Here is a 16,118-nt window from a genome sequence, read left to right on the forward strand (position 1 = left end):
ATTTGCAACTTCTTAAAAAGATACAAAATGCAATATAATCATCAAGAGATAGAAAAGAAATGGCAACAATTTTGGGCAGAAAACCAAACATTTAAAGCCAGTAATGAATCGGAGAAACCTAAATACTATGTCTTAGATATGTTTCCTTATCCGTCAGGAGCAGGTTTACATGTTGGGCATCCTTTAGGATATATTGCGTCAGATATTTATGCACGTTACAAGCGTCATAAAGGATTTAACGTATTGCATCCGCAAGGGTATGATTCTTTTGGTTTACCAGCAGAACAATATGCAATTCAAACGGGGCAACATCCTGCAAAAACAACTGAAGAAAATATTACAACGTATAGAAGACAGTTAGATACTATCGGTTTTTCTTTTGATTGGTCTCGCGAGGTTCGTACTTCTAGTCCTGAATACTATAAGTGGACACAGTGGATTTTTATTCAGCTTTTTAACTCTTGGTACAATAAAGATACAGATAAAGCAGAAGATGTTAAAACATTAATATCGGTATTTAAAAAATCAGGAAACGTAACTGTAAATGCTGTTTCAGAAGAAGATATTACTATTTTTTCTGCGGATGAATGGAAAGCATTTTCAACTACAGAACAAGAAGCAATTTTATTACAATATCGTTTAACGTATTTGTCGGATACAGAAGTAAACTGGTGCCCTGAATTAGGAACGGTATTAGCGAATGACGAAATTATAAATGGAGTTTCAGAGCGCGGTGGTCACCCTGTAGAGCGCAAGAAAATGACCCAATGGTCTATGCGAATTTCTGCATATGCACAACGTTTATTAGACGGATTAGAAACAATTGATTGGCCGCAACCTTTAAAAGATAGCCAAACAAATTGGATTGGTCGTTCGCAAGGTGCAATGGTAACTTTTAAAGTTGATGCTTTAGATGCACCAGAAGCTGGCGTGCGTTTATCTTATAAAGAACTAGAGGCGTTAAAAGAAATGCGTTTAAACCTTTCGAAGGCTGAAGAAGTACTTTGGAATGAATTAAAAAATAAAAAAGGAGCTGCAAAATTCAGAAAAAAATATACCATTGGTACTTTTTTAGTAGATTATGTATGCTTAGCAAAAAATATAATAGTGGAATTTTCTGGTAAAGAAGACGAAGCAAAAAGAGATGCTTATTTTACCAGCGAAGGATTTCATGTATTGCGTTTTACAAATGCAGAAGTGTTAGAAAATGTTTTAGGTGCTATATCTAAAATTAACAACACGATTCAGTTTGCAAAACCTATTGAAAAAACAATTGTTGAGGTTGTAGAAACAGCAATAGCAAACGATTATAAAATCGATGTTTTTACTACGAGACCAGATACTATTTACGGAGTCTCATTTATGACCTTAGCACCAGAGCACGAATTAGTAGCTAAAATTACAAGCGAAGGGCAACAAAAAGCTGTTTACGATTATATTAAAGCAACAGCAAAGCGTTCTGAAAGAGAACGAATGGCAGATGTAAAAACAATTTCAGGTGTTTTTACAGGTGCGTATGCTTTACATCCGTTTACGGGAAAACAAGTACCAATTTGGATTGGAGATTACGTGTTAGCAAACTACGGTACAGGTGCTGTTATGGCGGTTCCTTGTGGAGATCAGCGTGATTATGATTTCGCAAAAAAATTCGAATTAGAGATTCCTAATGTTTTTGATAATGTAGATATTTCTGAAGAGGCACATACAGATAAAGAAGGAACTAAAATTGCAAATTCTGATTTCTTAAATGGTTTATCGTATAAGAAAGCGATGAAATTAGCGATTTATGAAATGGAGCAAAAAGGTTTTGGTTTTGGTAAAATAAACTACCGTTTACGTGATGCTGTATTTAGCCGTCAGCGTTATTGGGGAGAACCTTTTCCAGTGTATTATAAGGACGGAATGCCACAAATGATTGCTGCAGAACATTTACCAATAGTTTTACCAGAAGTAGAAAAGTATTTACCTACAGAAGATGGGAAACCACCGTTAGGAAATGCTACAGAATGGGCTTGGGATTCTCGCGCAAAGAAAGTTGTATCGAATGATAAGTTAAAAAATAAAACAGTATACCCGTTAGAGCTGAATACAATGCCAGGTTGGGCAGGTAGCTCATGGTATTTTAACCGGTATATGGATTCTACTAACGACGGTGAATTTGTAAGCAAAGAAGCTGCTGATTATTGGAAACAAGTAGATTTATATATTGGTGGTTCTGAGCATGCAACAGGGCACTTATTATATGCTCGTTTTTGGCAAAAATTCTTATTTGATAAAGGTGTTGTTCCTGTTGATGAGTTTGCGAAAAAATTAATCAACCAAGGAATGATTTTAGGAACATCAGCATTTGTTTATGAAGCATTGTTTGACGGAAAAAAGAATAATTTATATATCTCGTCTGATTATTTTCAAGGAGAAAATCAAATACAAGAAATAGAAGCAGACGATAAATTATGGACTCGTTTAGATAAAAAACTAAAAGAAGCAGGTCTCACTGAAGAAAATGAGGAGACTTTATCTTACAGACCTATTCATATTGATGTAAGCACACTTGAAGGAGATGTAAACGTAAATATTGATAAGTTAAAAGCTTGGAGAGGCGAATTTGAAACAGCAGAATTTGTTTTTGGAAGAGACAAACAATTTGTGTGTCATAGAGAGGTAGAGAAAATGTCTAAATCTAAATACAATGTTGTTAATCCAGATTTAATTTGTGAAGAGTTTGGTGCAGATGCATTGCGTTTATTCGAAATGTTTTTAGGTCCTTTAGAGCAAACAAAACCTTGGAAAACATCAGGTATTTCGGGAGTATATTCTTTCTTAAAGAAATTATGGAAGTTATATATTGGCGAAGAAGGAGTACTTGTTACTGATGCTGAACCAACGAAAGAGGAGTTAAAAGTTTTACATAAAACAATTAAAAAAGTAGAAGAAGATATTGAGAATTTCTCATTCAATACATCGGTTTCTACCTTTATGATTGCAGTAAATGAATTAACTGCTTTAAAGTGTAATAAACGTGCAATTTTAGAGCCTTTATTAGCATTAATTTCTCCATATGCGCCGCATATTGCAGAAGAATTATGGAGCCAGCTTGGGCATGAAGGTTCAATAGCAACAATAGATTTCCCTAAGTTTGAAGCGTCTCATTTAGTAGAAAGCTCTAAAACATACCCAGTTTCTTTTAACGGAAAAATGCGTTTTACTTTAGAATTATCTTTAGATTTAAGTAAAGAAGAAATCGAAAAAATAGTAATGGCAGATGAACGTACAGTTGCACAATTAAAAGGGCAAGAACCTAAAAAGGTAATTATTGTACCAGGAAAAATTATTAATATTGTAGGATAGTTTTTTATCAATTATATAATTAACACCCTTGTTTATTGTAAATAAATAAGGGTGTTTTTTTGTCTAAAAACTAAAATAATCCTCAAATTTGTAATTAAAAATTTCTATGAAAAAATTACCTTTTAAAAGCTTCTGGCTTTTTTTATTAATTCCTATTGGTGTTGCGTTTTTTGTGGTAATACCAGAAATTGAAAAAAATTATGAGCGATATAATAATCACCAAATTACACTCCAAAAAGATATTCATACTTTAGATTCTTTAAAGCAATCAGAAAAACTAAGCTCAAAAGGGAAACATTTACTTCAAAAATTAGAAATCACAGTGCCAATTCATACAAAGGTTTATGGCGGTGAGAAATTCATATTTTATAAAACAGGTGGAATGCTTATTGTTTTAGTGTTTATGGGAATAGGCATGATGGTAACAAATTATATGTCTAATAAAAAGAAAACTTCATCTACAAACAAACAAGTAGATTTTGTTTTTGAAGACCCTACAACTGATGTAATTGGACAAAAAATATCTTGGGATGCTCTAGAGAGTTCTGCTAGTAATTTTGCAAGTGAAGTGTTTAAAAAAACAGCACAAGGTTACAAAATAACCGCTAGCTCGTTTACCAAAGTATTTGCTTGGAGTTTTTTCTTAATGGGTTTAAATTATGTAGCAATTTCATTTTACGAATACTATCAAGTTTATGATATTCCACTTACTTTTATGAAAGGAGGAAAATTGTTTTTTACTTCTGGTGGGCCTTTTTTATTAATAGGGTTGTTTTTACTATTTATGTTTTCTCCTAAAGTATTTATCCATACTAGAAAAAGAAAAATTATTATAGGTAGTGAAACTCTTCAATTTCAACAGGTATACGCGTTACAAGTATTAGAAAAATTTTCGTCGGGGGGGAGCTCTTCAGGTGGCTATTTTTCATATGAATTAAATTTGATAACAAATAAAGGAGATCGATTTAATTTGCTAAACCATGGAGATAAAATGTATATTTTAAGTGATATGATGAAAATAAGTAACTTATTAAAAGTGCCAGTTTGGAATAACGGAGTTGTATAATTACGTTTACATAAACTTTTAGTAATTTACACCCAAAATAAAAGGGGCTTTGATTTTTTCATCTTGCAATAAACATACTTTAAATGTTCAATACTTTAATACAGTTAGTGAAATATCGAATGATATTTGGCAGCAGTTAAATTGTACTCATAACCTGTATTTTCATCCGAAGTACTTAGAAGCACTTCAGCAAAATAATTCGAATATACAATTCGTTTATATCATTTTATTCAATGAAACTGATAAAGCCGTGGCTTTAGCAACAATTCAAGTAGTAGATTTTTATTTAGATAGTGTTAAGAATGAAATGCAATCTATTGTAGAATGGGTGAAGTGCTTGGGAAGAAAACTACGAATTATACCTTCGGAAAAAGTGTTTAAAGTACTTACTTGTGGAAACACTTTTGTTAGTGGCGAACACGGAATTTTTATTCATAAAAATCAGGACAAGAAGTTAATCTTAACCAGAATAGCTGAAGCTGTAGTAGATTTATCGAATTCTAATTTGATAAATGATGTAGATGCATTTATGTTAAAAGATTTTGAAAACGAATCGCTATTTACAACCAACAAGCTATACGAAGAAGGCTATAATTCATTTAATGTAGATCCTAACATGGTATTGCATTTAGAAAGTGATTGGCATAACTTAGATGATTATTTAGCGGCCTTAAAAACAAAATTTAGAGTAAAGGCAAGAAAAGCGTTAAAGCTTAGTGCATCGTTAAAAGTAGAAGATGTTACAGCGGACAGGCTTAAAGATTTATTGCCAGAAATGAGGGTTCTTTATAAAACAGTATCAACAAAATCGAGTTTTAATCTGGGTGATTTTAATTTAGAAACCTATAAGTCGTTAAAAGATAATTTAGGAAGTGATTATTTTTTAAAAGCATATTGGTTAGAAGATAAGTTGGTAGGTTTTTTATCAGGAATATTTAATCAAGAATCGTTAGATGCTCATTTTGTAGGTATAGATTATGCAAACAATAAAGAGTTTGCAATTTACCAGCGTATGCTATATGATTACATAGCTTTGGGGATAAGAAGTAAAGTAAAAACAATAAACTTAGGAAGAACAGCAAGTGAAATAAAAAGTTCAGTTGGTGCCACTCCAAAAAATTTAACTATTTATTTACGACATAAAAAGACAATACCAAACCGAATTTTAAGTTTGTTTTTAAAGCGAATTCAACCATCAGAGTTCAAACAGAAACATCCATTTAAAAATAAAGAATTAATAGTAGAAGCTAATTTGTAATAATGAAAAATACTCAAGAATTATTAAATATACTAACCTTAGAAGATTTAGGTAATAATAACTTTAATGGCGTTAGTAAAGATATTGGAAGTCCGAATGTATTTGGAGGCCAAGTTTTAGCACAATCTTTAAATGCAGCTTATAGAACTATATCAAACAATAGAATTTTACATTCGTTACATTCTTATTTTTTAGAAGCAGGAGATTTAGATTTACCAATAACATATAATGTACAAGTTGTTCGTGATGGAGGTAGTTTTTCTACCCGACGTGTAACTGCACATCAAAATGATAAAAATATTTTTATTCTATCTTGCTCTTTTCATAAAGAAGAGAAAGGGCACGAGCATCAAATACCTATTAAAAAGCATATAAAACAACCAGAAGAATTGTTTAGTTGGACAGATATGTTAGTTCAGTTTGGTGATTTTTTACCAAAAAAATTAAAGGCTTTTTTAAGTGTAGAGCGTCCAATAGAGTTTAAACCTGTTGAAATTGTAAATCCTTTAGAAAAAAAGGATGTACAACCGTTTGTTGATGTTTGGTTTCGATTAAAAGGAGATCCGCTTGATTTATCTTTAGCGTTAAAACAACAAATACTTACGTATATTTCTGATTATAATATTTTAACAGCTTGTTTAAACCCAAATGCGAGTGTTGCTAATTTTGGTAACACTCAAATGGCTAGCTTGGATCACTCAATGTGGTTTTACCGAGATTTTGATTTTAACGATTGGATGTTGTTCTCTATAGAAAGTCCGAATACATTTGGAGCTCGTGGTTTTGCTTGTGGTAATATTTATACGAGAGAAGGTAAGTTAATTGCTTCAGTAGCACAAGAAGGTTTAATGCGCCCAATGAAAAAGTAAATTAATTTTTGATAAATAAAAAACCCCCGAGTGAAATTCACTCGGGGATTTTTATTTAATATATAGTTTTATACTGTTTTACTACTTATATGAAACTCTTCATAGGTTTCTAATAAGCTCATAAGAGCTGAAACTAAATCTTGTGTTTCAATTAATATACTAAAGTATAAAGTAGTGTTTTTAGGACTTGTTTCGTCGGTTCTAATACGAGCAACTTGTTTCTCGATAGAAGCAGCAACATCTTTTAATAACTCTTTCTTTTCGTTAATAATAGGTGTTAAGTTATCAAAACTTCTGTTTTCGAAAGTACTACTAATATCATCTAACAGTTTAGAAAGTGTGTTGTCAATTTGCTTTAAGTCTTTTAATTGACCTTTCTTTAAATTCTTATGATTATTATTTACGTGCTTAAAACTTGCTCTAGAGATATAGCTAATTGATTGTGCTACATCTTGTAAGTACCCTAAAACTAAAATATAAAATCTACTTGCTTGTACCGAAGTATCATCTAAAGATTTAATAAAATAGAAAACACCATCTTTTAATCCGTCAATTTCATCATTTAACTTTCCTACGTGTTTATCTGTTTTACGTAGTTTGTTTAAATCATGATTTGCTAAATCATTAACAACACTTGTGTATAATTTATTTACACGTGTTGCAACTTCTGCAATATGATCTGCACTTTCTTCAATTACTCCATTAATGGTAATTAATTCGGCTCTTTCGAAATGCATTTGCTTTTTAACTTCTTTCGATTTTTTTCTATGAATTAATGTATTTCTTCCGATTAAAAGTGCAACCACTAATAATAAAATAGGAATCATAACCATGTTAAAGCTAATTAAATAAGCAACTGTTGCTGAAGCTAAAAATGCAGTTATGGCAGTTAAAAACCATCCTCCAATAACATTAATTACACCAGCTACTCTATAAACTGCACTTTCACGTCCCCAAGCTCTATCAGCTAAAGAGGTACCCATTGCAACCATAAATGTTACATAGGTTGTTGATAAAGGCAATTTCATAGATGTTGCAATAGAGATTAAGATACCAGCAACAATTAAGTTAACGGCTGCTCTTACTAAATCGAAAGCTGGCATTTCATAGGTTTTGTCTTTTGGCAACTCAATTACAGGTTTCTGAAATTTAGCATCTACAAAAGTCAATGTTTTTACTGGAACAACTTTACGAATACCAGCATTAATTACCATGGCAGTTCTTACTACAATTCTAGATAAAGGATTTGGTTGAAATTTTTCGTGTCCTTCACCTTGTCTAGATAAATCGATACCTGTTTTAATTACGTTTTGGGCTTTACTAGATGTCCATAATGTAATTACCATAATGGCCCCAGCAATTAATAATAACCATACATTAGATGGGACTTTTTTTGCTAAAATTCCCATAGAAAAAGCATCAGCAGAAACCCCTGATACTTCCCATGCTTGGTATGAATTCCATGCTGCAATTGGCACTCCAACAAAGTTTACTAAGTCGTTACCAGAAAAGGCCATTGCTAAAGAGAATGTACCAATACCAATAATTAATTTTAAAACATTTACTTTAAAAGCACTTATCAATACTTGAGAAATTAAACTCCAAGCAACAAAACTACCTGCAATAATTAATAAGGTATTTCCTTCAATTAAATGTTTTATATCTTTATAAAAAGGAGTTCCTTTCATTCCTTTTATAATAATGAAATAAGTAATTGCTGTAATTGCAAAACCACCAAACAAAGCATTAATATAGGTAGCCCTTTTTTCGAAATTAAAAGAATAAATTAATCTAGATACAAGCTGAACAATAGCACCTACAGAGAATGCGACTACTACAGAGAGAAGAATACCAAAAATAATTTTAGTAGCTGTTTCGTAGTTAATGTAATTCCAAAGATCATTAAAAGATTGAGAATCATCCCCAGAGATCTTAATTAAAGAAATACAAACCGCAGCTCCTAATAATTCAAATACAATTGAAACTGTTGTAGATGTTGGCATACCTAATGAGTTAAAGATATCTAGTAATAAAATATCGGTAATCATTACTGCCATAAATATGAACATTATGTCTTGAAACATAAACATATTTGGGTTAAAAATACCCTTACGTGCAACTTCCATCATTCCGCTAGAGGTAATGGCTCCAAAGAACACACCTACACTCGCAATAATCATAATGTTTCTAACCTTAATTGCTTTAGAGCCAATAGCCGAGTTTAAGAAGTTAACAGCGTCATTACTAACACCTACAACTAAATCTACAACAGCTAAAATAGCTAAGGCAACAAGCATTAAAATATATGGATCTCCCATTTTTTTGTTTTTATTTTTTTTGCAAATCTACAAACACTATTCTAGTGTTCATGTTAGGTTTACGTTATTTTTTTTAAAAGTGAATATCAACTTGTAAGCGATACATTAATTCATTAGTGGCACCTGCTAATTCTAAGTAACTTACGTCAGTTTGTACTTTTAATTTATGACCCACAATGTATTTTGATAAACCTAAAGTGTATTGATTTTCTCTTGACTTGTTTGTTATTTTTTTATCTAAGTTGATGTTGGTAAAACGACCAGAAACTTCCCAGTTTTTACCCAGTAAATAACCTGTTTGTAAGTTTAATCCGTTACCAACTTGTACCACATCTCCTGTTAAAGTTCCATCAGAATTTTTTGCCATAGGGTCTTTAGCATCTCTATAGGCGTATTCACCCATAAAAGAAAATCCTTTGTACTTAAACATCGCATCTACAAAAAGGGTGGTAATATTTGTTTGATAAAAGCCAGTATCATTTTTCATGTAAGAACCTTGATTACTTCTGTTTTTAACAGCATTATTGTTAAAATCATAACTAGTACCAATGGCTAATTTTGGCGTTTGTTCCTTTTTTAAATCACTTCCCTTATAATCACCTTTACTTATAAAGTTACCAAAAGGTAAAAATTCTAAACGAGCTGTATATTGATGCCCTCCAAGGTTACCTGTAGTTACGTTTCTACCTTCTCCTTGTGCTATTGATAAAGCTTCTTTAATAATAAAGTTGTCAGATAATTTAAAGTGATGTCTTAATTGTAACCCCATATCTCTATCGATATTAAATCTGCTATTCAATAAAGATCTGTCTACCATTTGAAGGTTACCAGAAGAAATTACACGTTCTCTGTTTCCTGGTAATTTGGTTTGTCCTACCCATAACTCGAAGTTTTCGTGAAAATTCCATTTTATAACAGCGTCTAAAATATATCTAGGAGCGTTGTTTGTAAATTCTGATGCTCCACCAATATCCCTATTCGTTAAACCTAGTTCTAATTTGTATTTTAATTTCGGAGAGTACGCAAACCCATTAAATTTTAAACGAGCTCTTCGTACTAAAAATGAAGTTGCAGGATTAGAAAGACCATCGCTATTAGAATCCCATTGATGGGTTCCTAAAAACTGCATTCTTGCGCTAATATTCATAGCCCAAGTACTGTCTTGTCCGACTAAATTAAATAATCCTTTTCCGAATTTGGGTGCATTTGTTTGTTGTGCATACGTGTACGATAACACAGACATACTTACAATTGTAAGTGCTGTTTTAAGACTCATTAGTTGTTGTTTATTAGTTTTTGTCGCAGCAAATAACCAACACTAATGTTAATTTATTGTTAATATGGTATTAAATAAAAAAACTGCCTCGGCCAAAGGCAGTTAGCCTAATAAAATAGTCGACAAAAACTAATAGTTATCTAGTGGCTTTACTTCTTATAATAAGATTTATCAAAAGTATTCATTGATATTTATTTTAGTATTAAGAACATTTTAATAAACTGTTATATAAAGTTAAATAAATAAAGACAGAGGTTTTGGTCCTTCTAAGATAGTGCGAGTAATTTGCATTGTGCCGTTTTCGTTTGTAACAACATGCCATTTAATAAGAGTGATTTCGGTATTTTGTATTTCAAGACCTGTAATACAGCGAGGGTGTACACAACTACCATCATTAAAGTGTGGTAATTCGTTTTCAGAAGGAAACCTTGGCCGATGTGTATGACCTGTAACCATCATTTGATTATTATTTGCTTTTATCCATCTTTCAAGACGACTTTCTACTTTTATAAGTTCTTTAAAGTTTTGAGCGGGACTTGTTGGGTCATCAATACCGATTAATTGTAGCGGTCTCCATAGAATTTTTACTAAAAACCTACTTAATTTCCAAAAAGTATAATTAAACCAGTCTGCTTGATGGCCATGTAAAAGAAAAATTGACTTTCCGTTTTCTTGTTCTAATTTTATCGCTTCAGAAAAAGAAATATTTATCATCAATTCTTTTTCTTTACTATCTGTAACATCATAATAGTAATTTAAATTGGCATTTACTTTTTTCGGATTTCGATAATCCATATCGTGATTTCCCCATATTAAATGCAATCTGTTTTTGTCGTGAAATTGTTTTAAAAGTAAGTATATATCTTTGTTTGCCTTAAAGATATTTACAAATTTGTTTTCCCATAATTCATCACCATCACCTAATTCTATATAGGTAAAGTCTTTTTGTAAATACTGCGACAAAGCATGATGAAATACTTTTCGGTTGTGAGAAAAATCATCAGCAAAACTATTATCTCCTCTATGGCAATCAGAAAATAATATATATTTAGAATCTTGATTTAAAGGTAGTTTTTTAGCTTGATTAAAAGCCCTAGTAATTCTGCTGTTTGATGACATATATGCTATTTATGCGATAAATATGCGTAAAAAAACCGAGCTTATAAAACTCGACTCTTCATAAAGAAATAATTTATCGATTTCCTACGGATGAAAAATCATCTTTGTCTTTTACTTCCCATTCCGAATTAGAAGTGTTTGTTCCTGCGCTTACTGTCCAATCAGTACTTCCTTTTATAATGGTTGATTTTCTTATTAAAGTATGATCTTTAGTTGCTTCGGTAGTGGCTGCAACTTCCCAGCCAACACCAGGGTCCTCGCCAATTTTACCAATTACATCTATTACCACATCATTTTTTAATAGCGCAATAGCATCATCACCATTAAAAAAAATAACACCTGCTGCAAAATCGCCTTCATTTTTAATAACATCATTTGCACTAGCATTGTATATTACCAATACTTCGTTATTAGCTAAAGTTGTATTTGTTAATGTGCTTAAATCTAAATTTCTAGTAGCTGTAACAGAGCCGTTACCATACAGCTCAATTTTATATGTGGATAAATCTACTGATACACCAGTACCGTTATATATTTCTAGGTACTTATTATTACTTGATCCTTCTGCATATTCAGAGAAAAACAAATCATTACCAGAACCACCTCCACCAACAGGAGTACAAGCGTAGGTTTCAGTAAAGTTTACATCAGTTATATCTCTAATGTATAAATAAACTCCGTTTGCTTGTGTCATAACACCTGTAATTGTTCCTTTTTGATCACTTACTTGATTGTTTGCAAATGTAGCTTCTGGCTTAACGGATAGTATTCTTAGTTCATCAAGGCAATCAGAGGTTAATGTATTGACACCAACATATACTTTTGTAATATCTTTAAATTGAACGTCTTCAATTTGTACTAACTTACTTTCGTATTCTCCAGATAATGCTTGAGAAAAACTAATTATTTCAGGCGTAGGTAAAGTACCACTTGTAGTGCTTAATATGTTTGAAGTAGTTAAGTTTAATTGTAATAATCCATTGTTTTCATTTAGTTTTAATCCGCCTACTGCAATTTCTATTTCATCCCCTAAGTTTAAATTATGTGTATCGCTAAAGTTTAACGATATGCCAGCCGAATTGTCTTGAATAAAAGCATTTTGATTAGAAATGTTTTTTTTAGAAAGGTCAGAAGTAATAATTACTTTTATTTTTGAATTTTGAGTAATCGTTGTTTCAGTTCCTGTAAACAACGTTTTAATATCAGCTAAAGATGTTTCTGTTGGGTTTTGAAAACAGCCATATTCTTCAGTTAAATCAACATCGTTTATACCTCTAATTAATAGTTGATAATTGTTTTCGAATTTATTTAAAATAGCAGTTATGCTACCTTTTTTATCAGGAATAGGCAACGCTTTAAAATCAGCAAAACCACTTGTTGTTAATGTTATTGTTTCGAAAGAATCACAGCTCGTAAAAATTCTATCTACAGTATCTGTATTAGAAGAATTCGCATAGGTTAATCCTTGTGTTTCTGATTGTAGGTTGTTAATTTTTATTAAGGTATTAATATGTACGTCTGTTAATTGAGTTGTTTTTAATTCGGTTGGAATAACAGTTGCAATTTCAGCAGCCCTATCAATAAAATAAACATAATCGTTTGGCCCGATTTGCGTAACGCCATTTCGAAAAGTGTTTTCAGTTCCGATTTGATAAGCTCCGTTCTTTCTGTTTAAAAACAAGCCTTTTAATTTGATGAAAATTTTTCGACCTACAGTATATCTTGCATTTAAGTTAAAATCATTTATTAAAACTTCAAGCCCTATAGATGGATTTTCTGGCGAGTCCTGAATAATAATATTTTTATAAAAGTTACCTTCTTTATCATTAGAAACCACATATCCGAAGGTTGTAATATCTTCTTCAAAATCAACTAAGCTGCCTTGGTATAAATCAGCAATTTCTGTTAACGGTTTTATAGTTGCATATTCTTTTTCATCTCCTAAAGTAGGAATCGTAAAATCGCCATCCTCTACACAAGCAGAAAAAGAGAAGAAGATAAAAAGTATTGTTCCGAATTTAATTATATTTTTTGTTTTCATTTTCAATGTTTTTTTAGAATCTATAATTCACATTTAAGAAATAGGTGGCACCTCTACCGTACCAATATTTACTACCGAAATTTGGAGTTCCGTTTGCGTTATCTTCACTTTCTAATCCGTAATTAGCAGTTCGTCCTTGCTCGTAGCCTCCTGTTTTATATTCTTCATTAAGTAAATTACTTGCACTTGCAAAGAAGCCTATGTATTTGTTTTTACCAATCCGCCAGGTTTTGCCGCCAATAGCATTTAAGGTAAAATAACCATCAAATTTTTCTTGTGTTAATAATTGTCTTAGTATATCGGGATCGAAATTTGGAAAAAGTTGCCCATCATCAGAAATAAAAGAGGTGGTTCTTTTTATAGCTGAAGGATCAACATAAGCATTGTCTAAATAATTACCCGTTACACTTACAAACCAATAATCAGGATCTCGATACTCAAAACCAAAAGAATAAGCTGTTTGCGGTCCTGAAGCTATTTTATAATTTTTAAGATTTGCAGTACCGTAATTTTTTATTCCTCTTTCATTAAAACCAGCATTATTAGATTCTGTACTAATTTCTGAAGCCAACGATATATTCGGATTATTATCATACGTATATTGCCCGATGTTAGCAGCAGCCTTTAACTTAAATGTTGATAATACTTGTGCTTCGATACCTAGTTCTGCACCAAAGTGTTTTTTGGCGATTCCTGTTACAATTTCTTGGATAAAAAGATTATCTGCACCTGTAAAATAAAAAGCAATATCTGTAGCATCTTGTGTTTTTGTGAAATACCCTGATAATTTTGCCATTACAAAGGGTGTTCTTAAAATATAACTAGCATCAAAAGACATCAATTTTTCATTCAGTAAAGTACTTACATCAGCAACTGTTAAGTTATTAGACCTAGAGTTGGCAAAAGAATTACGAATAAAGGGAGCTTTGCTAATATAGCCAGCGTTAAAATCGATTAAATGCCGCCCCGTAATTTTATAGGTTAGTCCTCCTTTAACACCATAACCAAAAAATGATAATTTTTTAGATTTCCCAAAAGAATTAGGTATTTCAGAATTAGAGTCATCACCAGGGAAAATTCCGTTTTTATAAAAACCTTCTCTTTGGTGTGTGGTGTTATTTACAGAAGCACTAATATGGTAATCTATTTTATTGTACTTAAATAATAATTGTGCAAAACCACCGTATACATTCGATGTTAATTTGTAGTTATATTTAAATCGATCTCCTTTTTTTGCGATGCTATTGGGATTTAATAAATTGTTTTGAAAAGCATCTTCAAGCGGATTGCCAAACTTATTAATATCTAAATAACCAGTAGCGCCCAATAAATCTATTACACTAGCAAAATTTTCTGAAACCAATTTTTTATACTCTAAATTACCACTTAAAGTAATGTTTTCAGTTAGCTGAGAACTTAAAATAGTGTTCATACTTATTTGTTTATCGTCATTACGATCTTCATATAAAACAAACAAACCATTGTCACCTCTATTTTCATTGGCTATATGTAAATCAAGCCAATTTAATTGTCCGTCGTTTTTAAAATTGGTTAAGGCTTTATATGCGTTTTCATAATCGGGACCATAAGAATCGTTTAGAAAAAAATTAGGCAATTTTCTATAATAAGTTGGGCTAGGATCACTACCTCCATTAAAATCAATTCTACTATTACCTATTTCACCAAACTGATAAGCAATTCCGGTATTTAAAGTAGTTTTGTCGCTTATATTCCAATAATGATTTACCATAATAATGGGCTCGTCGACTCTTTTTATACGAGAATTTCTGATTTTTCCATTCTGATAACCCCAATAAGGATTGTATTTAATTCCTTTAATATCATAAACTTCTTGCGTGTTAGCGGCAGATTTCCCTCTGTTGTTTTCGGCTTTAATAGCGGTAATATTTAAGCTGTGTTTTTTGTTAAGTTGTTTTTCTATAGAGAAAAACATCGAGAATGCATCATAAGAAGACCCTTCTGTAAAGCCTTCGTCGGCATACCTTTTACTTACAGAACTTGTGAACGCCCATCCGTTTTTTATAAGACCAGTCGCATACATTGCCATTAAACGGTGAGAGTAACTTCTGTTAGAAGAAGCATAAGATACTCTTGCGCCTTTTCTATATTCCGAAGCACGCGTGTTCATATTTGTAGATCCTAAAACGCCACCGAAGGTAAAATTAGAAGGAGCTAAACCGTTACTAAACTCCTGATTTCTTAAAGCATCATTTAAGCCACCCCAATTACTCCATTGTGGGCGACCGTTGTAAAGCTTGTTCATTTCAATTCCGTTAATTAATATTTTTCCGTTATCAGAATCCAAACCTTTAATTCTGTAAAAAGAAGAACTCCACTCAAAAGCAGCAGCACGCAAATAGGTGTCTTTCGATGATTGTAGCAAGCCAGAAATATTATCAGCGCTGTTAGATTCATCATTTAACTCATCATCAGTAAGTGTTATAATACTTAAATCTTGATATTCAGTAGCGTTTTCATACATTAATATAGTACCTAAATCGATAGTAGATCCAGATAACGTAATAGGAAAGCTTTGAGTTAGAAATCCTTTTAAGGAGACAGTTATAATTTGTTTGCCTTCGGGTAAGTTATTTAATAAAAAAGCACCAGTATTATTGGTTGAATTATAAGTGTTAATTCCTTTTACATTTACCAAAACGTTTTTTAGGGGTTCTTCTGAGTTACTATTAATTACGGTTCCTTTTACCTTGTTTTGAGCATTTATAGCAAACAAACTACAAAGCATCAACAACATTGTTGTTGTGAATTTTTTCATAGAATTTTAGTTTAAAAATAAGTTAA

General features: G+C 31.7%; 9 protein-coding genes. 4 read left to right on the top strand and 5 right to left on the bottom strand.

The features are described from left to right. The first annotated feature begins 27 nt into the window (after window positions 1–27). From AC28QF_RS03295 to AC28QF_RS03310, 4 genes are all read left to right on the top strand, one after another. Complete coding sequence (locus AC28QF_RS03295) at window positions 28–3,348, top strand: leucine--tRNA ligase (RefSeq protein WP_488200785.1); 3,321 nt, start codon at window positions 28–30, stop codon at window positions 3,346–3,348. 106 nt (window positions 3,349–3,454) lie between these two features. Beyond that, window positions 3,455–4,414: a hypothetical protein gene (locus tag AC28QF_RS03300; protein WP_488200784.1), complete on the top strand. Its 960-nt coding sequence runs from the start codon at window positions 3,455–3,457 to the stop codon at window positions 4,412–4,414. Window positions 4,415–4,463: 49 nt separating this feature from the next. Then, the gene (locus tag AC28QF_RS03305) at window positions 4,464–5,672 is read left to right on the top strand and encodes a GNAT family N-acetyltransferase (RefSeq protein ID WP_488200783.1); all 1,209 of its coding nucleotides are present in this window, start codon (window positions 4,464–4,466) and stop codon (window positions 5,670–5,672) included. Window positions 5,673–5,674: 2 nt separating this feature from the next. Then, the gene (locus AC28QF_RS03310; protein ID WP_488200782.1) at window positions 5,675–6,541 is read left to right on the top strand and encodes an acyl-CoA thioesterase; all 867 of its coding nucleotides are present in this window, start codon (window positions 5,675–5,677) and stop codon (window positions 6,539–6,541) included. A gap of 68 nt (window positions 6,542–6,609) precedes the next feature. Here AC28QF_RS03310 and AC28QF_RS03315 read toward each other — a convergent pair whose 3' ends face one another. The 5 genes from AC28QF_RS03315 to AC28QF_RS03335 form a co-directional block, all read right to left on the bottom strand. Continuing rightward, window positions 6,610–8,859 (bottom strand): anion permease, encoded by a 2,250-nt coding sequence (locus AC28QF_RS03315; RefSeq protein WP_488200781.1) that lies wholly within the window; start codon window positions 8,857–8,859, stop codon window positions 6,610–6,612. Between the two features lie 73 nt (window positions 8,860–8,932). Beyond that, the gene (locus AC28QF_RS03320; protein WP_488200780.1) at window positions 8,933–10,135 is read right to left on the bottom strand and encodes a porin; all 1,203 of its coding nucleotides are present in this window, start codon (window positions 10,133–10,135) and stop codon (window positions 8,933–8,935) included. A 234-nt stretch (window positions 10,136–10,369) separates the two neighbouring features. Continuing rightward, entirely contained in the window at window positions 10,370–11,254 is an 885-nt protein-coding gene (locus AC28QF_RS03325; RefSeq protein ID WP_488200779.1) for a metallophosphoesterase, read from the bottom strand. Between the two features lie 73 nt (window positions 11,255–11,327). Then, on the bottom strand, window positions 11,328–13,295 hold the full coding sequence (locus tag AC28QF_RS03330; protein ID WP_488200778.1) for a DUF5689 domain-containing protein: 1,968 nt from the start codon (window positions 13,293–13,295) through the stop codon (window positions 11,328–11,330). A gap of 13 nt (window positions 13,296–13,308) precedes the next feature. Further along, window positions 13,309–16,092, bottom strand: coding sequence for a carboxypeptidase-like regulatory domain-containing protein (locus tag AC28QF_RS03335; protein ID WP_488200777.1), 2,784 nt, complete (start codon window positions 16,090–16,092; stop codon window positions 13,309–13,311). Window positions 16,093–16,118 lie beyond the last annotated feature (26 nt).

Source organism: Tenacibaculum sp. M1.3A (genome assembly GCF_057732375.1).